Source organism: Microvirga sp. 2TAF3 (assembly GCF_052114965.1).
Taxonomy (GTDB): Bacteria; Pseudomonadota; Alphaproteobacteria; order Rhizobiales; family Beijerinckiaceae; genus Microvirga.
In genome coordinates, this window is record NZ_JBFRFT010000013.1 from 38,145 (window position 1) to 60,074 (window position 21,930).

The 21,930-nt window shown below is 61.2% G+C and carries 12 protein-coding genes; 10 read left to right on the forward strand and 2 right to left on the reverse strand.

The window, feature by feature from the left end; all coding sequences use genetic code 11:
* Positions 1 to 392: 392 nt before the first annotated feature.
* From AB4Y97_RS13890 to AB4Y97_RS13920, 7 genes are all read left to right on the forward strand, one after another.
* Positions 393 to 5,945, forward strand: coding sequence for a hypothetical protein (locus tag AB4Y97_RS13890; RefSeq protein WP_441999638.1), 5,553 nt, complete (start codon positions 393 to 395; stop codon positions 5,943 to 5,945).
* A gap of 333 nt (positions 5,946 to 6,278) precedes the next feature.
* On the forward strand, positions 6,279 to 10,040 hold the full coding sequence (locus AB4Y97_RS13895) for a cadherin domain-containing protein (protein ID WP_441999639.1): 3,762 nt from the start codon (positions 6,279 to 6,281) through the stop codon (positions 10,038 to 10,040).
* A gap of 163 nt (positions 10,041 to 10,203) precedes the next feature.
* On the forward strand, positions 10,204 to 11,706 hold the full coding sequence (locus AB4Y97_RS13900) for an AlkA N-terminal domain-containing protein (RefSeq protein WP_441999640.1): 1,503 nt from the start codon (positions 10,204 to 10,206) through the stop codon (positions 11,704 to 11,706).
* Entirely contained in the window at positions 11,687 to 12,244 is a 558-nt protein-coding gene (locus AB4Y97_RS13905; RefSeq protein ID WP_441999641.1) for a methylated-DNA--[protein]-cysteine S-methyltransferase, read from the forward strand. Before AB4Y97_RS13900 ends, AB4Y97_RS13905 begins: the two co-directional genes overlap by 20 nt.
* A gap of 139 nt (positions 12,245 to 12,383) precedes the next feature.
* A complete protein-coding gene (locus tag AB4Y97_RS13910; RefSeq protein ID WP_441999642.1) occupies positions 12,384 to 13,583 on the forward strand; it encodes a fumarylacetoacetate hydrolase family protein in 1,200 nt (399 codons plus the stop codon).
* Between the two features lies 1 nt (position 13,584).
* The gene (locus AB4Y97_RS13915) at positions 13,585 to 15,060 is read left to right on the forward strand and encodes an aldehyde dehydrogenase family protein (RefSeq protein WP_441999643.1); all 1,476 of its coding nucleotides are present in this window, start codon (positions 13,585 to 13,587) and stop codon (positions 15,058 to 15,060) included.
* Positions 15,061 to 15,186: 126 nt separating this feature from the next.
* Positions 15,187 to 16,131: an NAD(P)/FAD-dependent oxidoreductase gene (locus AB4Y97_RS13920; RefSeq protein ID WP_441999644.1), complete on the forward strand. Its 945-nt coding sequence runs from the start codon at positions 15,187 to 15,189 to the stop codon at positions 16,129 to 16,131.
* 9 nt (positions 16,132 to 16,140) lie between these two features.
* Here AB4Y97_RS13920 and AB4Y97_RS13925 read toward each other — a convergent pair whose 3' ends face one another.
* Positions 16,141 to 17,160 carry an alpha/beta hydrolase gene (locus tag AB4Y97_RS13925; protein ID WP_441999645.1) on the reverse strand — a complete coding sequence of 340 codons (1,020 nt, stop codon included), beginning with the start codon at positions 17,158 to 17,160 and terminating at the stop codon, positions 16,141 to 16,143.
* Positions 17,161 to 17,282: 122 nt separating this feature from the next.
* Positions 17,283 to 18,302 (reverse strand): SDR family oxidoreductase, encoded by a 1,020-nt coding sequence (locus AB4Y97_RS13930; protein WP_441999646.1) that lies wholly within the window; start codon positions 18,300 to 18,302, stop codon positions 17,283 to 17,285.
* A gap of 94 nt (positions 18,303 to 18,396) precedes the next feature.
* On the opposite strand from AB4Y97_RS13930, the gene AB4Y97_RS13935 reads away from it, so the two are divergent.
* From AB4Y97_RS13935 to AB4Y97_RS13945, 3 genes are all read left to right on the forward strand, one after another.
* Positions 18,397 to 19,296, forward strand: coding sequence for a LysR family transcriptional regulator (locus AB4Y97_RS13935; RefSeq protein ID WP_441999647.1), 900 nt, complete (start codon positions 18,397 to 18,399; stop codon positions 19,294 to 19,296).
* A 169-nt stretch (positions 19,297 to 19,465) separates the two neighbouring features.
* Positions 19,466 to 20,800 (forward strand): solute carrier family 23 protein, encoded by a 1,335-nt coding sequence (locus AB4Y97_RS13940; RefSeq protein ID WP_441999648.1) that lies wholly within the window; start codon positions 19,466 to 19,468, stop codon positions 20,798 to 20,800.
* A 225-nt stretch (positions 20,801 to 21,025) separates the two neighbouring features.
* Positions 21,026 to 21,886 carry an SDR family oxidoreductase gene (locus AB4Y97_RS13945; RefSeq protein ID WP_441999649.1) on the forward strand — a complete coding sequence of 287 codons (861 nt, stop codon included), beginning with the start codon at positions 21,026 to 21,028 and terminating at the stop codon, positions 21,884 to 21,886.
* Positions 21,887 to 21,930: the final 44 nt, after the last annotated feature.

Genomic DNA, 21,930 nt, shown 5'->3' on the forward strand with positions numbered 1-21,930 from the left:
AGTCGCTTTGCCCCGTGTGCAGGCAGAGGGCGAAAGTTGCAAGAAGTGAACGCGATGTCGTCCCATTTTAATGGGCGGACTTTATGGACATAACTAGAGCAATAAATCGTCTGTATGCCGTCGAGCGCGGGGTTTCTGGCGAAGAATTCAAGGTTTCAAGTTCCTAAAAAAGAGTCAATTTGCAAGATATATTTGTTAAATATTTCATAATTTACTTTAGTGGCGCAAATTTATGACCGATCTCGGCAAATTTAGCGGGAAATATTCATGGTCGTGACTTTTGGTCACTGCGCGCCTTCCTGTGCGGATAAGACTTGCTTCGGAAAATGCAACGAGATAACGTGCACTAAGAAAGTGCCATTCTAGATTGGCTGAAACTAAGGAGTAAAATCATGGTCGCACAGCAGCCTTGGACAGCATTTGATATCGGCGGCATCGCGGACGGATTCGGTGCCTCCATCACCGCTTTGCCAAACGGCACTTTCCTGGCGACATGGTCTGTGCGCGTCGGGGCTTCGGGCAGCGGCGGGGCTAAGGTGCAAGCGCAAATCTTCAATGCCGATGGGAGTGCCCGGTCGGGGGTATTGGATCTGTTCGAGGATTCCAGAGGCTTTGTAGGGTATGCCACCCCCATTGCTCTCAGTAATGGCGGCGCCGTGATTAATTGGTCAGGTCACGCTCTGGTTCTTGATGGTAATGCTAACTTACTTAAAGAATTTGCTAATCCTTTTGGTGGTGGGGTGGTGGCTCTTCCAGCTGGTGGGTTCATAATTAATAATTATAATACCGTCGGTACGAATGGTTTTTTTGATAATGGCGGAAATCTTCAATCGAGCAGTGTTTTCGGGCAGTCCTTTGCTTCTGGTTCTGGCCAGATTCTCAATAACGGTGGTATTGCTAGTTTAAATTACAACACAACCACTGGTGCCATTAAGATAAGTTTCAAGATGCCGACCGGCGAAGACTATGGCGCGGGGAGCGTGGATCTGTGGAGTGGCTCCCTTCAGAACGGTGCGGTCGAGAAGCTATCAAATGGATGGGTGGTCGCAACCTTCATCGCGGGAAATAGTGGTGTAAGGGCTCAGATCTTCGATGAAATGGGGAATGCCAAAACCGGCCTGTTTGTCGTCGATGGGGATACGAATGCGAGAGACGTATCGGTCGCGGCGCTTACCAATGGGAAGTGGGCAGTCGGGTACAAGATCGGCGCTTCATATTGGATGCAAACCTTCGACGCTGCGGGGGCGCCTGCAACCGATTCCCTTGAAGTCACGAATAAGCTTGCTTTTACTGATCATCCCACCCTCGATTCTCTTAGTGACGGCCGCTATATCGTCAGCTGGCGCGAGAATGGCACCGGCGCTCTGCACGAGAAGATTTTTGAATCGCGTAGCGGTAGTATCAGCTGGACCCAGTCTCCCTCCGATCCCTTTAAAGATCATCAATATGCTGGAACTGCATTGGGGAACGATACTCTCGACGGAGGGGACGGCAATGACTCGCTCTATGGCAGCGGAGGTCACGATAGCCTGATCGGTGGCGCTGGCGCAGACCTTCTGAATGGTGGCGCTGGTCTTGACCGGGCTTCCTATATAACCGCCACGTCCGGCGTCAATGTCGACTTGAGCGGCGCGACCGCGCCGACTGGCGACGCGCTAGGCGACGGATACGTCGATATCGAGGAAATCGAAGGCTCCAATTTCAACGACACGATTACGGGCTCTTCGACGAACGCGACCGGCTCGACCTATGGCCTGTCGGCCGGTGAAGACCATTTGTTCGGCGGCGCCGGTAACGATTATCTGGTGGGCCTCGGCGGCACCGACAGTCTCGTGGGCGGGGTCGGCAACGACACCCTGAACGGAGGCACGGGTGGCGATACGCTGGATGGCGGCTCCGGCACGGACTTCGTCAGCTATGCAGACTCCAGCACCTCCGTTCGTGCTTTCCTCGATCTGACGCAGGTTCCGGGAGGGTTGAGCAATACCAACGAAGCGGTCAACGACAAATATACTTCCATCGAAGGCATTATCGGCACCAGGTTTACTGATATGCTGGGCGGGACGGCCGGCGACAACACGCTCGACGGTGGCGGCGGTACCGACACGCTTTACGGCGGAACGGGTAACGATACTTACCTGATCGACAGCACCGGAGACCAGATCGTCGAGAATGCCGGCGCTGGCAGCGACACGGCTGTTCTCATCGGCTCGGCATTTGGTGGACTTTACACCGTCAACAATAACGGAGCCAACGTCGAGAACGTGATTGCCGGCGCCGGCACCGTCGCGATGAGAATTGTCGGCAACAATATCGATAACCGCATTGTCGGCAATGCTTATGCCAATAAGCTCGAAGGGTTGGACGGCGCCGACACTCTGGATGCCGGTGCCGCGGGCGGCGCGGGCGACACTCTCGACGGTGGGCTCGGCAACGACACCTATTACGTCCGGAATTCGACCGACATCGTTATCGAAGGCACCGTCACAGGCAGCGGCACAAACGATATTGTGAATGTCGCTGTCTCTGACTGGACGCTGGGGGCGGGACAGCAGGTTGAAACTATCTATGCCTCCCTTGACTACACTGGTTCGGTCAACATCAAAGGGAATGAGTTCGCTCAATACATTGGGGGCAATAACGGGACCAATGACACCCTCGACGGTGGAGGCGTCACTGCCGGCAGCGGTCAGGATGTCCTCGCTGGCTTCGGCGGCAATGACGTCTATATCATCGGCGATCCTACCAAGGTCGTCGTAAGGGAAGACGCTGACGATACAGGTGATGGCACGTCTTTCGGGATCGATACCGTCAGGCTCGTCGGCACGACTGCAACATCCTACACCCTTGCCGATAATGTCGAGACTCTGGACGGCAGCGGCGCTACGAGCGCCATCACGCTGATCGGTAATTCCGCGGCCAATCTCATCATCGGCAACAATCTGGCCAATACGCTCATCGGCGGCGGTGGTGACGATACGCTTAAAGGCGGCGGCGGTGACGACACTTATGTCTTCTCCGGCAATGCGACTGTGGTCGAAAAGGATGCCATAGGTAGGGATACCGGCGGCAAGGACACGGTTATCCTGAAGAGCGGCGGTTTGTGGGGCTCCGACTACGAGACCTATCAACTCGGTGAAAATGTCGAGAATCTCGATGCCAGCGACATCGGTTTCATGACGATAGACGGCGTCACCTACAGGCTCAATCTCGAATTGTACGGCAACCAGCTCGATAACCTCATTATCGGCGGCGATGCCAACAATTTTCTCGAAGGCGATGGCGGCAATGATACGCTGATTGGTGGCGGCGGTGACGACGGCTATTCTATCTGGGACGGTTTTGGCGGCACCACCACGATCGTCGAAGCCCAGGGTGGCGGCTATGATCAAGTCGTAGTCAACGGTCATTACACGCTGACTGCCGGAGCGTATGTCGAGGAGCTCTGGGCGTCTAGCGCTGGCTCCGTCATATTCGGCAACGAGACCGACAACTACGTGAAAGGCTACCAATGGGATAAGACCGGCGAAACGCTCGGCGGCGGCGGTGGCAACGACACGCTCGAAGGTTATGGTGGCGACGACGTGTATTATGTCGACAGCGCGACCACCCGTGTGCTCGAGCAAGCCGGCGGCGGTTACGACAAGATCCATCTCCGGACCGCATCCTTCTCGATGGAAATCGATCCCTGGTCGCAAGTCGAGTACATCGATGTCGACAGCACCTTCATGAATACGGCGGTGTCCATCACCGGCGGCGACATCGGCCAGGAGATCATCGGCGGCAACAAGAACGATACCATCGATGGCGGCAAAGGCGCCGATACGATGAGGGGCGGTGCGGGCGACGACCTCTACTATGTCGATAACGCCGGCGACGTGGTCGACGATTCCAGCGGTATCGACACAATCAAGCTGGTCGGAACGATCTTCGGCACGACCGGCAACCAGGCTTATACCATGGGCGCCGGCGCCGACACGTTGGACGGCAGCGGCGTGACCAAGGGTGGCATGGCCCTGACCGGCAACAACCTCGCCAACCTGATCATCGGCACCGGCTTTGCCGACACGCTCGATGGCGGCACCGCCGGCGCGGACACCCTGCGCGGCGGTGAGGGCGGCGACACCTACATCGTGCGCGGCACCGGCGTCACGATCGACGAGACCGGCACGACCGGTACCGACACGGTGAAGCTCCAGGGCGCGATTTTCGGCACGGCCGGCAAGGACAGCTACACCTTGTCGTCCACCATCGAAATTCTCGACGCGAGCGGTGTCACCGGCGGCGGCATGAAGCTGACCGGCAACGGCTCAGCCAACACGATCATCGGATCGAAAGGCGCGGATACGCTCGATGGCGGGGTGGGTGCGGCTGACAAGATGGTCGGCGGCGATGGCAACGATACCTACCACATCCGCCACCTCGACGACATCGCCCTTGAGGACGTGACCGGCGGTACGGACGATACGGCTATCCTGCATGTCAGGGGTTATGACATCAGCAAGCTGAAGAATATCGAGCACATCTTCTTCGATGTCGTCGGCGGCGGCGGTGGCGGTGAAACGATCGGCGGCGGCGGCGGCGACGACACGCTCGACGGCGGCGGCGGAGGCGACACGCTTATCGGTGGTAACGGAAACGACACTTACCACATCCGCGATGCCAACGACGTGATTGTCGAAACCATGGATCCCAGCGGTGGCTTCGACACCGCCATCGTCCACATCGACAAGTACCAGCTTGGTAAGGATGTCGGCGTCGAGTTGATGAAGGCCGCCGATGACAGAACGTCCGGCGTGTTCCTGATCGGCAATAACTACGCCAACACCCTGGAAGGAAGCCAATACAGCGACACCCTGGCTGGTGGTGACGGCAGCGTCGTTCACACTTTGAAGGGCGGAGCGGGCAACGACGTCTATTACATCGTCAACATCAACGATAAGGTCCAAGGAGAGATCATCGGTGCCGGCGCCGATACAGCCGACACGGCGGTTCTGTATCGGGGCCTCTACGAAGCCGCGAACCTGGGTAAGACCGCGGTAGAAATCGATGCAATCATCGAGCAGGCCAAAGCCGATTACCGTATGGCCGGCATCGAGATTTTCGATGTCCGTGGCGGCCTTCCGCCGACAGATCCATCGGGTAACACGCCGCCGTCGCTGCTGGAACTTACTTCGAACGGGGTCCAGGAGTTGTCGGATAACGGCACAGTTATCGGTGATTTCGTAGTAACCGATGTCGAGGGCGGCTCCTTCAGCTTCAAGATCTGGAAAAACGATGGTATGGGCGGCGGTTCATGGGAGCTCTCGGACGGACGCTTCCAGATCGCCGGCAATAGCCTGCAAGTAGCCGATTTCACCAAGCTTGACTACGAACAGGACGTTTCACACACCATCAAGATCCAGGTTACCGATGGCGGCTTGACCTACGAGCAGGATCTAACGGTGAGCGTGATTGACTGGCTCAACGAAGTGGTGAGTGGCGATCTCAATTCTGGCAGCGACCGACTGCAGGGCGGCACGGGTGCCGACCGTCTCAATGGTGGCGTAGGCAACGACACCCTGAGCGGCAGCTATGGCCGTGACCAGCTTACAGGTGGAGCGGGCAATGACGTGTTCGTGTTCGACACCCGTGCCAACACATCAAACCGTGACACGATCGTCGACTTTAAGTCCGGAGAAGACAAGATCTGGCTTGTCGGAACGCTATTCAAGCTTGGTGGCCTGACTGGCGGATCGTTGACTGATACTGTCTTTGCGGTAGGAACTTCGGCGACGACGACGGCGCAACGGATCATCTATAATCAGAGCACTGGCAAGTTGTATTATGATGAAGATGGCAGCAAGGCCGGCGGCAAGGCTCAGGTAGAGATCGCGACCCTGACCGGAGCCCCTGTGCTGACCAAGAATGACTTCGTGGTCAAAGCCGACCTCTGGTGGATGTAATCCGATGCTGGCTTAGGCCTAAACGACCGAGGCTACCTTAGTACCATTGCGCCCGCTTCTGATGATCAGAAGCGGGCGCTGTCGTATTGGGATAAAAAAGCGAACACATGGAACGAGGCGCAAAAAGCAATCGCTTTTGCTCACGGTTCATACCTGCCTCAGGCAAGTCGGGAGCGCTGCTTTCTGGTGTTGCTGCCAGCGCACAAGAAAGGGTCTAATCATCCCGCCCCTTGACGAACAGGCAGACGCGATATTGCAATGGTTGTATAACGGTGTTACGTTACATTTGGTTATAAAATTGCAATTCAGCTGTGCGCTGAGAGGGGTCTGAGAATGGCTATTTTCCAAAATTTGCAAATTGTTCCCGTTAATGGGTACACGAGCCAGCCTGGCGATACGAACAAGGTCACCGTCAATATTTTCGAAAATATCACGACGAATACCGTGGTCGGAAAGATCGCGAACTTCGCGGCAGGCGAAGACCCCACAAAACTAATTTTTACGGTCAATACAGCTCCCGGTTCTGCGGGCAACGATGGCGGTCGCTACGGAATCAAGCAGGCTGAAGCGGATGGCAATGGCTATAGCAAGGGCGATTGGGTTGTCTACATCGCCGATGGCGGGCCCGTGAACTTCAACTGGGAGGACATGGGCTCGTTCATGAACAAGATTAAGTACGATGTCACGGGTGCTGCCGGTTATACCCCGAAGGCGTCCTATGGCTGTGCTTTCACGTTCAATGTTCAAGACGTCAACGAAGGTCCGACCGGCCTCACTATCGCTGGTTCCTCAGCGCCTCATGTGAATGAGAAGTCCGCAGGCGCCATCATCGGCGCGTTGGATTCTTTTGACGAGGATGATGATTACAATCTCGGCGAGCAGGCGGCAAAGACGTACTCGGTCATTGCCGGTGGCGATAAATTCACAGTGACTGCTGATGGAAAGCTCAAGTTGCTGGCTGGCGTTGCTCTCGACTGGGCGACCGCGCCCAAGTCGGATGCTATTGGTAAGTACTATGAGGTCACTATCCGTGCGACAGATAGTGGTGGGTACGACGGTAATGGAAACCCGACGGGAATGGGTAGCGCATCGTCCGACACGGTCGTGAAGATTTACGTTGACAAAGTGGCCTCCGGCAATACGAACCCGGTCATCGACGGTATCACGGCCTCGACGAACGGCGCGACTGGCGTTGGCGCGGAAGCCGGCAAGATCCTGGTTCAGGAGAATGCCGGGGCCGGCATCATCGCTGCGGTGGCGGCCCATGACGATGATGTAGGCGACACCATCACGTATGCGCTCGGCAACACCTATAGCGGCCTGTTCTCGATCGATGCCGCCGGCAAGATCAAGATCGCAGACGCCTCCAAGCTGCCGGTCACGGCGGACGCGGACTATACGCTCACAGTCAACCTCTCGGACGGTCATGGCGGCACTGCCACTCAAAACATCACCATCCGCGTCAAGAACGTGAACCAGAACCCCATCTTCGACGGCATCTCGGCAGACACGAACGGCACGGCCGGCACGGGTGCTGAAACCGGCAAGATCCTGGTGCAGGAGACGGCCGGGGCCGGCGTCATCGCCGCGGTGGCGGCGCATGACGACGATAGGGATACTATCACGTATGCGCTCGGCAACACCTATGGTGGCCTGTTCTCGATCGATGCCGCCGGCAAGATCAAGATCGCGGACGCGTCCAAGCTGCCGGTCGCTGCGGACACGGACTATACGCTCACGGTCAACCTCTCGGACGGTCATGGCGGCACTGCCACTCAAAACATCACCATCCGTATCAAGGATGTGGCGCCAACCAACCATAACCCGGTCATCGACGGCATCTCGGCCACGACGAACGGCACGGCCGGCACGGGTGCGGAAGCCGGCAAGATCCTGGTTCAGGAGACTGCCGGGGCTGGCATCGTCGCTGAGGTGACGGCGCATGACGACGATAGGGATACTATCACGTATGCGCTCGGCAACACCTATGGTGGCCTGTTCTCGATCGATGCCGCCGGCAAGATCAAGATCGCAGACGCCTCCAAGCTGCCGGTCACGGCGGACACGGACTACACGCTCACGGTCAACATCTCGGATGGTCATGGCGGCACCGCCGCCCAGAACGTCACCATCCGCATCAAGAACGTCGATGCGTTGAACAATGCTCCGGTCATCGACGGCATCTCAGCCTCGACGAACGGCACGGCCGGCACGGGTGCGGAAACCGGCAAGATCCTGGTTCAGGAGACTGCCGGGGTTGGCATCGTCGCTGCGGTGACGGCGCATGACGACGATAGGGATACTATCACGTATGCGCTCGGCAACACCTATGGTGGCCTGTTCTCGATCGATGCCGCCGGCAAGATCAAGATCGCGGACGCGTCCAAGCTGCCGGTCACGGCGGACACGGACTACACGCTCACGGTCAACATCGGGGACGGCCATGGCGGCACTGCCAGCCAGAACATCACCATCCGTATCAAGGACGTGGCTGTCTCGAACGCCGCCCCGACGGTGACTGTGACAGGTTCGACAACGACCGCCGCTGTTGACGATGGTCCCGCCGTCTCGCCCTTCACAGGAGTGACCTTCGGCGACAATGAGAATGACGATCTTACGGTCACGATCTCGTTCGCTGCCGCTGATGGCGATCTCATTTTGCCCGTCGGTGTGACAGCTACATCGGCAATCACAGCAGGCACGAAGACGTACACCTTCACGGGCAAAGCAGACATTCTGTCGCTCGCCTTGAAGAATGTGAAATTCGACCCGATTGATCGGGCTGCTGCGGCCGGAACGAAGTTCACCACGGACTTCATCATCGGCGTCAAGGATGGAAGTCATGCGCCCGTCACGAACAGCCAGATCAAGGTCGAATCGACTGTCTCCGATCACACGGTGGCTAACGACGCCCCGACAATGGTTGTGAGCGGACCGACCCTGTTCACGACGACGGACAACGGCGCCAGCGTGTCTGCCTTCGCCGGTCTCACGTTCGGCGATACCGAAAACAACGACCTTACGCTCAAGGTCTCCTTCGCCGACGGTGATGGCGCTCTTGAGATCCCCGCCGGTGCTACCGTGACTTCCACTGTATCGGGAGGAGTGAAAACCTATACCTTCACAGGCAAGGCTGATGTTCTGACGCTCGTGATGGATAACGTGAAGTTCAATCCGACGGATAACCCCTTTGGCGCGGCAGGCTCAGTCAAGTCGACACACTTCAATATCTCGCTTAGCGACGTAAGTCATGTCGATGCACCGGTCACGAACTCGGCTATCTCGGTAGATACCGTTATCGCAAACCGTGCACCGCTACTTGCCGGCCTGAGCAATATGGTGGCTCAGGAGCTTGCAGCCGCAGATACAGTTGTAGGAACGCTAGCCGCGACAGATTCGAATGCAGGCGATGCTCTTACCTACAGCTTGGTCGGTGATGGCGCAGGCGGTCGATTTAAGTTGGTTGGTAACCAAATTCTGGTGGCGGACGGCTTCAAACTCGACTTTGAGCAGGCGCAGTCGCACCAAATCCAGGTTCAAGTCAGAGACAAGGCTGGCGCCACCTCTACACAGACCCTCACCATCAACGTTGGTGATGTCCGTGTCGAGAAGACTGCGGGTAGCGTCTTCAACGATGTCTTCAAGGGCGGTAAGTACAATGACGCTCTCGGCGGCGGCCTCGGCAACGACGTGCTCTGGGGCGGTCTCGGTAAGGACACCCTAACCGGCGGTAAGGGCAAGGACACCTTCGTGTTCGACACCAAGCTGGGCAAGGCCAATGTCGACAAGATCATGGACTATTCGGTCAAGGAAGACACGATCTGGCTCGACAATGCCTTGTTCAAGAGCAACAAGGCTCTCTACAACACGATCAAGAAGGGCACTGAGGCAAAGCCCGCCAAGCTGGCCAGCAAGTTCTTCACCGTTGGCGACAAGGCGAAGGACAAGGATGATTTCTTCATCTACGACTCGAAGAAGCTTGTTCTCTATTACGATGCCGACGGTGACGGCGGAAAGGCTGCCGTTCAGATCGCGACCTTCAAGAACAATAAGCTCCTGAAGAACTTCACCTACAAGGAACTCCTCTTCATCTAAGAAGAGTCCAAGTTCAAGATTGGGCCCCGGCAGGAAAAGCTGCCGGGGTCTTTTATTTATTGCCGCGCCGCTTTCCGATTAAAACGTCTTCCTTGCCTCCCTGATCGCCATTCATGTCCGAAAACCGCGAGACGCGAGGCGGCGAAGTGGTGATAATGCGGGCATGGACCTTGATTTCGACGCCTGCTACCGCGCTTTCAGCACCCGCGATATTCGTTTCGACGGGCTGGTCTTCGTCGGCGTTCACACCACCGGCATCTATTGCCGGCCGATCTGCCCTGCGCGCTCGCCGAAGCGGGAGAATGTGAGCTACTATTTCTCCGCTGCGGCGGCTCAGGAGGCGGGTTTCCGGCCATGCCTGCGCTGCCGGCCCGAGATTTCGCCGGATCTCGCTGCCTGGCGCGGCTCGTCGAACACCGTGTCCCGGGCGCTGGCCCTGGTCGAGGCGGGCGCTCTCGACGACGGGGATGTGGAAGGTCTGGCCGGGCGCCTCGGTGTCGGCGGGCGTCAGCTGAGGCGCCTGTTCCAGCAGCATCTCGGGGCCTCTCCGGTAGCGGTGGCGCAGGCCAGGCGCGTGCATCTGGCCAAGCAGCTCATCCATGAGACCAATCTCAGCATGGCCGAGGTGGCGCTTGCCTCGGGGTTCGGCAGCGTGCGCCGCTTCAACGAAACCTTCCAGATCATGTTCCGGCGCCCTCCGGCAAAGTTGCGCCGCATGCGGGGAACGACGACGCCTGATGCGGCGGTGACGATCCGGCTGCCCTATCGTCCGCCCTATGACTGGGACGGGATCCTCGCTTTCCTGTCGGCGCGGGCGATTCCCGGCATCGAGGCCGTGATGGATGCCCGCTATGCGCGGACGATCACGCTCGATGGCCAATCCGGCCTACTGGTGGTCGAGCCGGGAACCGGCAACACGCTGCAGGTCGCCGTGCGTTTTCCGCAGCTAAATTTGTTGCCGCAGATCATCGCGCGGGTGCGCCGGGTCTTCGACCTGTCTGCGGATCCGATCCTCATCGGCGCGCATCTGTCGGAGGATCCAGCATTGGCTCCTCTCGTTGCCGCGCGGCCGGGCCTGCGCGCGCCCGGAGCCTGGGACGGTTTCGAGCTCGCGGTGCGGGCGATCCTCGGCCAGCAGATCACCGTGCCGGCCGCAACCAAGCTGGCCGGGCGGCTGGTGACGGCCTTCGGCGTTGAAATTCAGGATCCCGCTGCGCGTGCCTTGCGGTTGACGCATTCCTTCCCGTCGCCCTCGGCCCTCGCCGAAGCCGATATCGCCGCTCTGGGCCTGATGCCGGGTGCGCGGGCCAGGGCCTTGACGTCTCTTGCCGGGGCCGTTGCCGCTGATCCCGCATTGCTGGGACCCTATCGCGATCTGGAAGGCGCGATCGCGCAGCTTCGGTCGCTGCCCGGAATCGGCGAATGGACCGCGCAATACATCGCCATACGAGCCCTGCGGGAGCCGGATGCGTTTCCGGCCGCCGATGTGGGGTTGCTGCGCGCCATGGCGGACGCTAACGGACAACGCCCCACCGCCGCTGAATTGCTGATCCGCGCGGAGGGCTGGCGGCCGTGGCGAGCCTATGCGGCCATCCATCTCTGGGCCTCGCTGACCAAGCCCGCAGACCCGATGAAGGAAAGTGACCATGAACAACGCGCAGCCTGAGCGCCTCGTCATCGACCAGCTCGAGACGCCCATTGGTCCGGCCCTGTTCGCGACCGACGAGCAGGGCGCTCTTCGCAGTCTTTATTTCGGCGATTTCGAGCAACGCATGCTTCGGCTTCTGCGCACGCATTACGGCCGGGTTGATCCCGAGGCCGGCCGCGCTCCCGCACAGGTCCGTCATGCGCTCGAAGCCTATTTCTCCGGCGATGTCGAAGCCCTGACGGGGCTTGCCTGGGCGACGGGCGGCACGCCTTTTCAACGCAAGGTCTGGACCGCTCTCACCGAGATCCCTGCCGGCACGACGCTGAGCTACGGCGCGCTTGCGGTGAAGATCGGCGCGCCGAAGGCGGTTCGGGCGGTGGGGCTTGCGAATGGAGCGAATCCGATCAGCGTCGTCGTGCCCTGTCATCGGGTGATCGGCTCAGATGGCTCGCTCACCGGCTATGGCGGCGGCCTCGAGCGGAAGCGCTGGCTTCTGGCCCATGAGGGCGTGTCGATCGGGGGCGTATCGATGCCGGATCAGCCCCGCCTGCTCTGATCGCAATCCTTCAGGCTCGCGTGCCCGGCGCCGCCCCGAGGGGCTGTCGCTTCCTCTCCGCATGGATAGCTCTATAAAGGGGCAGACAAGCGGGGTTATGAAGGGGCAAGATGCGCGCATTCGAATGCGGGAATCGCCAATGAGCCAGATTTTTTCCCAGGAACACCTGTCGAGGGTGCTTCCGTCAGACGATTTTCGCGGCGCTCTCGCGGGCCGGGTCTGGCGTCCGGGCATCGGGCCGTCCGTGGTGGCGATCCGGGAGGAGGGGGTGTTCGACATCTCCTCCTTCTGCGCCACCATGAGCGGCCTCGCCGCCCTGGCCGATCCGGCGCATGCGGTGAAGAAAATGCCGGGCGAAAGGATCGGCTCGCTCGAGGAGATTCTGGCCAATACGCCGTCCGATGCTCGCGATCCCGCCAAGCCCTGGCTTCTTGCGCCTACCGATCTCCAGGTCATCAAGGCGGCTGGTGTGACCTTCGCGGTCTCCATGCTGGAGCGCGTCATCGAGGAGCGGGCGAGGGGGGACGCCGGTTCCGCCGCCGCCATCCGGGCCGAAGTGACCCGCCTCGTGGGTGACGATCTCAGCCGCCTCAAGCCCGGCTCGAAGGAGGCGATGGACCTGAAGGCGGTGCTCGTGGCGCAGGGCGCCTGGAGCCAGTATCTCGAGGTCGGCATCGGCCCGGATGCGGAGGTCTTCACCAAGGCGCCGACCCTGTCGGCGGTCGGCACCTTCATGGATGCGGGCTTCCATCCGAAATCCACGTGGAACAACCCGGAGCCTGAAGTGGTCGTCGTGGTAACGCCGCAGGGGAGGATCGTCGGCGCCAGTCTCGGCAACGACGTCAACCTGCGCGATTTCGAGGGCCGTTCCGCGCTGCTGCTGTCGAAGGCCAAGGACAACAACGCCTCCTGCGCCATCGGCCCGTTCATCCGTTTCTTCGACGAGAGCTTTTCCCTCGACGACGTGCGCCAGACCCATGTGACGCTCACCGTCGAAGGCGAGGACGGCTTCAGGCTTGAAGGTTCGTCGTCGATTACCAAGATCAGCCGGGATCCGGAGGATCTGGTGGCTCAGACGATCGGGAGGAACCATCAATATCCCGATGGCTTTGTGCTGTTTCTCGGAACCATGTTCGCGCCGACGCAGGATCGCGACGAGCCGGGCATGGGCTTCACGCACAAGCCGGGTGACATCGTCACCATCGCGGCGCCGAAGCTCGGCGCCTTGACTAACCGCATGAAGCCGAGCTCCGAATGCGAGCCCTGGACCTTTGGTTTGGGCGCTTTCATGACGAACCTCGCACAACGCGGTCTTCTTAAAACCTCTGCGGAACATTGACATGAACATGAACTACATTGCGGGCGAGTGGCTTGCCGGTACGCATGCGGCCCCGAACATCAATCCATCCAACACCGCCGATGTGGTCGGCGAGTTCGCCCGCGCCGAGGCGGCGGAAGCCGAGAAGGCTATCGCGGCGGCCTATGACGCCTTTCCCGGCTGGTCGCGCTCCTCGATCCAGCTGCGCCATGACATCCTCAAGAAAGTCGGCGATGAGATCCTCGCCCGCAAGGACGAGCTCGGCCGGCTGCTCTCACGCGAGGAAGGCAAGACGCTACCCGAGGGCATCGGCGAGGTGGTGCGCGCGAGCCAGATCTTCCAGTTCTTCGCCGGCGAAACCTTGCGCATGGCCGGCGACAAGCTCGCCTCCGTGCGGCCCGGTGTCGATATCGAGATCACCCGCGAGCCGGTTGGTGTTATCGGCCTGATCACGCCGTGGAACTTCCCCATCGCCATTCCGGCCTGGAAGATCGCGCCGGCGCTTGCCTACGGCAACACGGTGGTGTTCAAGCCGGCCGAGCTGGTGCCGGGCTCCGCCCATGCGCTCTCCGAGATCATCGTCCGTGCCGGGGTGCCTGCGGGCGTGTTCAATCTGGTGATGGGCCGCGGCTCCGTGGTCGGTGAGGCGCTGCTTAACAGCCCCAAGGTTTCGGCCATCTCGTTCACCGGCTCGGTTGCGACCGGACGCAAGGTGGCGCAGGCCTGCATCGCCTCCGATCCGATGAAGAAGATGCAGCTCGAGATGGGCGGCAAGAACCCGCTCGTGGTGCTCGACGATGCCGATCTGAAGGTGGCGGTGGAATGCGCCGTCAACGGCGCGTTCTTCTCGACGGGGCAGCGCTGCACCGCCTCCTCGCGGCTGATCGTGACGAGCGGTATTCACGACCGCTTCGTCGACGCCGTAACCGAGCGCATGAAGAGCCTCGTCGTCGACGACGCCCTGAAGTCCGGCACCCAGATCGGCCCGGTGGTCGACCAGAACCAGCTCGACCAGGACCTGAAATATATCCGTATCGGCCAGGACGAGGGTGCGACCCTGGCCGCCGGCGGCGAGCTGCTCAACCGCGAAACGCCGGGCTTCTATCTCGCCCCGGCGCTGTTCACGAACGTGGACAACCGCATGCGCATCGCCCAGGAAGAGATTTTCGGTCCGGTGGCGACGGTGACGCGGGCGCGCGACTACGAGGAGGCGCTGGAGATCGCCAACGACACCCAGTTCGGCTTGTCGGCCGGCATCTGCACCACGAGCCTGAAACATGCCTCGCACTTCAAACGCAATTCCGAAGCCGGCATGGTGATGGTCAATCTGCCGACGGCCGGCGTCGACTATCACGTGCCGTTCGGCGGCCGCAAAGGCTCGTCCTACGGCCCGCGCGAGCAGGGGCGCTATGCGGAGGAGTTCTACACCACCGTCAAGACCGCCTACACCTTCGACGGCAACGAGCCTTACGTGCCGAAGACACGAGCAAGCGAGTAAGGCTTATAACGGATCGGGAAGAGGGCGTCGCCGATGAGCGACGCCCTTTTCGTTTCAGGCTTGTATCGATCTTTTCCGAGCCTCGCGTGTTGTGCCTACTGCATCGCAACAAAAGGGTGGGGCGGCATGGCGTCGGACCGCAACGTTCTCGATTGTCTGATCGTGGGAGGAGGGCCCGCGGGCCTGACGGCGGCGCTGTATCTCGCGCGCCTGAAGCGCCGTTTCCTGATCGTGGACAGCGGAGCGCCGCGGGCGGCGTGGATTCCGAAAAGTCACAACATTCCGGTCTTCGCGGATGGAATCTCGGGGCCGGACATCCTGACGCGGCAGCGCGCCAATCTCGAACAATATGGCGTCGGCATCGAGGCCGGCATGGTGACCGGCCTGCGCAAGCAGCCCGATCGGTTCGTCGGCGTGATCGAGGGAAGCGGCGGCAGCCGCCAGATCGCGGCGAGACACGTTCTGCTGGCGACGGGTGGTGTCGATATCGAGCCCGATCTTCCGGACCTGCCCAACGCCGTGCAGCGGGGCCTCGTGCGTTATTGCCCCATCTGCGACGGCTACGAGGCTCAGGGTCGCAAGATCGCCGTGATCGGTTATGGGGATCATGGGTTGGGCGAAGCCATCTTCATCGCGCGCACCTATTCGCGTGATGTCACGCTTCTCACCCTCGGCCAACGTCTCCAAAAGCCCCTGAAGCGGCAGGACGATCTCGACAAGCTTGGGGTCAGAGTGATCGAGGATCCCATCGAAACGCTCGATCTGGAAAACGAGCGCATCGCCGCCCTTCATGCGGGCGGGCACGAACATCGCTTCGATGTGTTGTATTCGGCGCTGGGCCTGAAATACCGCTCCGATCTCGCGCTGGCGCTCGGAGCCGAGCACGATTCATCGGGCGGGCTGATCGTCGACGGCCATTGTCAGACGAGCGTGAAGGGCCTGTATGCGGCGGGCGATATCGTGCGCGGGCTCGACCAGATCGTCATCGGCATGGGCCATGCCGCCATCGCCGCGATCCACATTCACAACCATTGCGAATTGCCGACGGAGGAGGAACCCGACGGCGCTTGAGCCGGTGCCTCAGGTCAGGGCCTTCGCGAGAAGCGGAAGGCTCGTATCCATGCGGTAATCCACCGAGGAATGGTTGTCGTGAAACTCCTCGTAAGTATGAGGAATGCCGGCAGCATCGAGCTTGCGGTGAAGGATGCGGGAGCCGTAGACCATGTTGTACTGGTCGATATCGCCGCAATCGATATAGAGGCATTTCAGCTTCCGCAGCGCATCGAGATGGTGCTTTTCGTCCGCCATGCGCAGCGGATCCCAACGCAGCCAGTTGGCCCAGCGTTCCTCGATCAATTCGCAGGTTTTCATATCGACCGGCAGCCTGATCCCGTAGAACTGGCTTGGATCGGGATCGAAAGTGGCGGCCTGGGCCAGCACCATCATGGTGTGCCAATCCGCATCCTTCGCCTTCGGTCCCGCCTCGAACTTGCGGATGAAGGTCTCGATCGACATGCCATGATCGACGAGGTGGCGCAGCGCGCCGGCGAATTCGCCGAGGTGATACAGGAACTCGAATCCCACATCGCCCGAATGGCTGGCCGCTGCCGACCACACCGAGCCGCCGTGCCGAAGCGCATGGACGAGAGCACCATAGCCGCCCGAGCTCTTGCCGAACACGCCCCGGCGCCCATCGCCGCCGCAGGCGAAGCGTTCCTCGACGAAGGGCAGCATCTCCCGGGTCAGGAAGGTCTCCCACGGACCGGTGGCCGCGCTGTCGATATACTGGTTGCCGCCGAGCCGCGTGAAGCAATCGGGAAAGGCCACCACGACGGGCGGCATGGCCCCCGTCCCGATCAGGCGGTCGAGACGCTCGGGAACGTTCTCGCCGTAATTCTTCCAGTTCGTATGGGCCGGGCCGCCCGCCGTGTAGCCGACGAGGTCGACGAGGAGGGGGAGGCCGCGCCCGTCATGGCCCGCCGGAACATAGACATCGATGCGGCGCCTTGCCGGATCTCCGAGGAGGTTGCCCTTCAGGCTCTGGCTGTCGATCCAAAGGCTGTGCACGGTGCCTTCCGGCAGGCTGAAATCCTTGCGCATCGTCGTCCTCGTCGTGGCGGGGCCCGAACGGTGAAGGCGTCAGCCGGTCTTGTCCATAGGCAAAGAAAATTTTCCTCCGCGAGATGAGGCTGCGAAAGTGAGCGCGGATCGCTCGACCGGGCTCAAGACGTGCGGATGTCCGCGACGTGGTTTGTCGATGGTTGTGTCTCTGGAACGCTCAGGCAACCCAGGCCTGTCAGTGTGGTCCGGACCGCGACATCGATGGATGTATGCGGCTCCGCGCCGAGCAGGCTGACGAGGCGGCGATTATCCAGGCGCAGCGGCATGCGCCAGAGATAGCGCATCTCCAGCATCTCCCTGAACAGCGTGACGAAGGGGGACGCCGCCATCACCAGCGCCCAGGGGAATTTGCGCACCCGCAAGTCGGGGTTGCCGATGACGCGGCGGATCGCTTCCACCATCTCCGTGCCATCCGCATCCCAATGGCCGCCGAAATGGAATGTCTCGAAGGCGCCGAGTTCCGCCTCCCGCTCGACCAGCTGCACCATCGTCTCCGCTAGATCGGGCAGATAGGCCCAGGCATGGCCGACGCCCGGCTTGCCCGGATAGGTGATGGCGTCCACCGGACGCCCCGGTTTGATAAGTCCCTGCGAGAACCAGTTATTCGCAGCCTGCGGACCATAGAAATCGCCGGCGCGGACGATCAGTGCGCGGATCCCCGTCTCGGCCGCCGCGCGAAGGCGCCGCTCCATCTCGACCCGGATTGCCCCCTTGCGCGTGCGCGGGTTCTGAGGGGATTGCTCCGTAACGACGGGGAAGGCATCCGGCCCATAATTGTAGACCGTGCCCGGCAGCAGGATGCGCGCTCCCGAGGCGCGCGCCGCAGCGATGCTGCTCTCCAGCATCGGCAGGACCAGCTGGCCCCAATTCCGATAGCCGGGCGGATTGACCGCATGCACGATCAGCGATGCGCCCTCTGCCGCCGCGATCACGTCCTCCCGGCGCATCGCATCGCCCGGCACCCATGTGATGCCGGATTGTTGTGTGCCGCGCCGCGCGGCTTCGGCCGGGTTCCGATGGAGTGCCCGCACATCCCAGCCGCCGCGATTCAGGCGCGCCGCGACCTCGCTGCCGATCCCGCCCGTCGCGCCAAGGACGAGGGCTATCCGTTTCTGCTCCATGACACGCTCCTAATCTCATGTGATGAGAGCAAGATGGGCGAAAGAGACGCTAAACGGAATTGGCAAAATTCGCACGGTTGCTATACATAAATGTATGGATCGGATCCATCTCGGTTGGGAGCTCTACCGCTCTTTTCTTGCAGTTCTGCGCGAGGGCTCGCTCTCCGGCGCCGCCCGCGCGCTCGGGCTGACCCAGCCCACGATCGGCCGGCATGTGGACGCCCTTGAGCAGGCGCTCGGGATCGGGCTGTTCATACGCTCGCAGCACGGCCTCGCCCCAACCGATGCCGCGTTGGAGATGCGGCCTTATGCCGAGGCCATGGAGGCGACCTCCGACGCGATGCTGCGCGCCGCTTCCGGGAGCAGCGGCGAGGTCCGGGGAGCCGTGCGCGTCACCGCAAGCGAAGTGATCGGCGCGGAAGTGCTGCCGCCAATCCTGACCAAGCTCCGGGAAGAACACCCGGACCTCGTCGTCGAACTCGTGCTGACGAACCGGATGGAAGACCTCCTTCAGCGCCACGCGGATATCGCCGTGCGCATGGTCCGGCCGACCCAGGAGGCGTTGCTGGCGCGCCGGATCGGCGAAATCGAACTGGGATTGCACGCTCACAGAGATTATCTGGCCCGGCGCGGCACTCCGGGCAGCCTTGCCGATCTCGAATCCCATGCCGTGATTGGCTTCGATCGGGAAAACGCCTTCATCCGTGGCCTGCAACGGCGAGGGATCGCGGTGTATCGCGAGATGTTTGCCTTGCGAACCGACAGCGACCTTGCCCAGCTTGCCGCGATCCGTGCCGGTTTCGGAATCGGCGTCTGTCAGGTCAGTCTGGCCAAGCGCGATGCCCGGCTGGTCCGCGTCATGCCGGATGCATTCGCGCCGAAACTCGACACCTGGATCGCCATGCATGAAGACCTGCGCGCCAGCCGCCGATGCCGCATCGCGTTCGACGCGCTCGCAGCGGGGCTGTCGGACTATGTCGGACCGGCCCGGTAGAAAGAGCGCCGGGCACAGACGAAACCTGGATCCTTCCCAAGGGTAAATTGCCATCCCCGCCTGCCGCCGGATGAATTGAGCCGGTTAATAAGTCCTTTCCGGAGCTAGCCATTTCACCCGTTCCGACGCTACGGTAAAATGTCAAACGGCACTGCTTGGGGGATAAGTCATGGCCGACAGTTACTTGCCACGTTGGACGCTGAAGACCGAAGGCGTCATCATGCCGGACGAGCGGCTGCCTACGGGGCAGACCATCATCGTCGGCCTGCAGCATGTCGTCGCCATGTTCGGCGCGACGGTGCTCGCGCCCATCCTGATGGGGTTCGACCCGAACGTATCGATCCTGTTCTCCGGCATCGCCACGCTGATCTTCTTCCTGGTCGTCGGCGGGCGCGTGCCGAGCTATCTCGGATCGAGCTTCGCCTTCATCGGCCCGGTGCTGGTCGCGACAGGCGCGACGGTCGGCAGCCCCAATCCCAATATCGGCCTCGCGCTGGGCGGCATCATCGCGGCCGGCGCGCTCTACTTCCTGATCGGCCTCGTCGTCCAGATGGCAGGTCACCGCTGGGTCGAGCGGCTCATGCCGCCGGTCGTCACCGGCGCCATCGTCGCGGCCATCGGCCTCGTGCTGGCTCCCATCGCCATTTCCAGCGCTTCGGGCGTGACCCCGGACAATCAGGCCGGCACGGATTTCGCCCGCTGGATCGCGCTGACCACGGTCATCGGGGTCGGTCTCGTCGCGGTCTATGCGCCCGGCATGGCGCGCCGGCTGCCGGTCCTGATCGGCGGCGCAGTCGGGTATTTCATCTATTACATCTGCGCGAACATTCTCGGCCTTGGCCAGCCCATCGATTTCTCGAAGGTCGCTCAGGCCGCCTGGTTCGGCCTGCCGACCTTCCACAGCCCGGTCTTCGACACGCGGGCGATCAGCCTGATCGCGCCCGTCGCGCTCATTCTCGTGGCCGAGAACCTCGGGCATATCAAAGCCATCGGCGCGATGACGGGCCGCAACCTCGACCCCTATCTCGGGCGCGCCTTCATGGGCGACGGTCTTGCCACCATGCTGTCCGGCTCCGCCGGGGGCACGGGCATGACCACCTATGCCGAGAACATGGGCGTCATGGCGGTAACCCGCATCTATTCGACGCTGATCTTCCTCGTGGCCGCCGCGATCGCGCTGATCCTGGGGCTGTCGCCGAAATTCGGCGCCTTCATCGGCACGATTCCGGGACCGGTGCTCGGCGGTCTGTCGATCGTCGTCTTCGGCCTCATCGCCGCGACGGCGGGCCGCATCTGGGTGGAGAACCGGGTCGATTTCTCGAACCCGCGCAACCTCATCACCGTGGCGGTGGCTCTCGTGCTCGGCGCGGGCAACTTCAAGCTGACGCTCGGGGGCTTCACCCTCGACGGCATCGGCACGGCGACCTTCGGCGCCATCATCCTCTACCACATTCTCCATGTGGGACACGCGGCGCCCGCCGAGCAGGCGCAGCCGGCTGAATAGGGCATGATCCGGCAAAGTGGAATCCGGTTTGCCGGATCATGCCAAATCAAAAGACGGGACTTCGATCAAATCTTAAGGCGACCTGATCGAAGTCTCGAATTTGCCTTACAGGAACACGCCCAACAGGCCCGCGTTGAAACCCAGCGCGGGCTTTTTCTTGAGCCTGGCTTTTCTTCGTGACATTGCCGGTCCGGCGGACCGCGTCCTTCTTGAGCGGATGATGCCATGAGTTCCGAATACACCAAGACGCTCCCTTCCCAGACGCAGGACAGACAACCCGGCCGCGAGGCCGAGATGCGTCCCAGACCCGATTATGAGCCGCGCTATCCGGGCAGCGACCGGCTCAAGGACAAGGTCGCCCTGATCACAGGCGGAGACAGCGGCATCGGACGCGCGGTATCGGTTCTCTTCGCCAGGGAAGGAGCGGATATCGCCATCGTCTATCTCGAAGAGAATGAGGACGCGCAGGAGACCAAGCGTCTGGTGGAGCGGGAAGGGCGCCGATGCCTGACGATTGCGGGCGATGTAGGCGATTCCGGTTTCGCCAGGGCTGCCGTCGACCGGACGATCAAGCAGTTCGGCAAGCTCGATGTCCTGGTCAACAATGCCGCGGAGCAGCATCCGCAGAAGGAGATCGGCGATATCACGCCGGACCAGCTCGACCGCACCTTCCGCACCAATCTCTACGGCTATTTCTATATGACGCAGGCGGCCCTGCCTCACCTGAAGAAGGGGGCTGCCATCGTCAACACCACCTCCGTAACGGCCTATCGCGGCAGTCCCGAACTACTCGATTACAGCGCCACCAAGGGCGCGATCCTGGCTTTCACCCGCTCGCTGGCGAAGAAGCTTGCTGACCAGGGCATCCGGGTCAATGGGGTCGCGCCGGGTCCGATCTGGACGCCGCTGATACCGTCCACATTCACGGCGGATAAGGTGGAGAAATTCGGCGCCGATACGCCGATGAAGCGCCCCGGGCAGCCCAACGAGGTGGCGCCGAGCTTCCTCTTCCTGGCCTGCGAGGATTCGTCCTACGTCACTGGATCGGTGCTACATCCCAATGGCGGCGATCCGACCGAATCTTGATACCAAAAAGGGCGGCCCCTGAGTGCCGCCCTTGAATCTGGATG

Bases quoted from the DNA above. Each gene is read 5' to 3' on its own strand.
- AB4Y97_RS13890 (WP_441999638.1), top strand. From the start codon at position 393: ATGGTCGCACAGCAGCCTTGGACAGCATTTGATATCGGCGGCATCGCG.
- AB4Y97_RS13895 (WP_441999639.1), top strand. From the start codon at position 6,279: ATGGCTATTTTCCAAAATTTGCAAATTGTTCCCGTTAATGGGTACACG.
- AB4Y97_RS13900 (WP_441999640.1), top strand. From the start codon at position 10,204: ATGGACCTTGATTTCGACGCCTGCTACCGCGCTTTCAGCACCCGCGAT.
- AB4Y97_RS13905 (WP_441999641.1), top strand. From the start codon at position 11,687: ATGAACAACGCGCAGCCTGAGCGCCTCGTCATCGACCAGCTCGAGACG.
- AB4Y97_RS13910 (WP_441999642.1), top strand. From the start codon at position 12,384: ATGAGCCAGATTTTTTCCCAGGAACACCTGTCGAGGGTGCTTCCGTCA.
- AB4Y97_RS13915 (WP_441999643.1), top strand. From the start codon at position 13,585: ATGAACATGAACTACATTGCGGGCGAGTGGCTTGCCGGTACGCATGCG.
- AB4Y97_RS13920 (WP_441999644.1), top strand. From the start codon at position 15,187: ATGGCGTCGGACCGCAACGTTCTCGATTGTCTGATCGTGGGAGGAGGG.
- AB4Y97_RS13925 (WP_441999645.1), bottom strand. From the start codon at position 17,160: ATGCGCAAGGATTTCAGCCTGCCGGAAGGCACCGTGCACAGCCTTTGG.
- AB4Y97_RS13930 (WP_441999646.1), bottom strand. From the start codon at position 18,302: ATGGAGCAGAAACGGATAGCCCTCGTCCTTGGCGCGACGGGCGGGATC.
- AB4Y97_RS13935 (WP_441999647.1), top strand. From the start codon at position 18,397: ATGGATCGGATCCATCTCGGTTGGGAGCTCTACCGCTCTTTTCTTGCA.
- AB4Y97_RS13940 (WP_441999648.1), top strand. From the start codon at position 19,466: ATGGCCGACAGTTACTTGCCACGTTGGACGCTGAAGACCGAAGGCGTC.
- AB4Y97_RS13945 (WP_441999649.1), top strand. From the start codon at position 21,026: ATGAGTTCCGAATACACCAAGACGCTCCCTTCCCAGACGCAGGACAGA.